This is a genomic window from Pseudomonas sp. HY13-MNA-CIBAN-0226 (genome assembly GCF_040310305.1).
Taxonomy (GTDB): domain Bacteria; phylum Pseudomonadota; class Gammaproteobacteria; order Pseudomonadales; family Pseudomonadaceae; genus Aquipseudomonas; species Aquipseudomonas gregormendelii.
In genome coordinates this window covers 1-353 of record NZ_JBEOPS010000103.1, presented here as the reverse complement: position 1 = coordinate 353, position 353 = coordinate 1, and the positions used below count along the sequence as shown (strand labels likewise).

Below are 353 nucleotides of genomic sequence, written 5' to 3'. Positions count from 1 at the left end.
GACTTGGGGGGTGCTGTTTACTGGCGCTTTAGCCTGTAGCTGTTCAAGGCTCAGGGGGGTGTTTTCGTCGAGTGGAATATTGTTCGCCGCTGCCATCACCAGGCTGTAGTCGCCACGGGTGAACTGATGTTCGGGGGCTTGTAACGCTCGCTCAGCAGGTGACCCGGCTTCGGCGTTCTTCAGTTGTTCCCGGGCCTGGGAAACGAACTCGCCCTTGATTGCCGTCTGGTAGTCATCGGTATGCGCGCTCCAGAACGCGTCGAATTTCTGGGTCATCTGGGCCTGAAAGTCGGTTTTCCAGCTTTCGTGCATCACTTGGGACGGCTTGAGGTCGATTTGATTGTGTTTTCCGT

At 56.4% G+C, this 353-nt stretch carries 1 protein-coding gene; it reads right to left on the bottom strand.

What is annotated here, in order from left to right; genetic code table 11:
• Positions 1–353: dermonecrotic toxin domain-containing protein (locus AAEZ05_RS27955; RefSeq protein ID WP_350649805.1), on the bottom strand; the 353-nt coding region annotated here is incomplete at both ends.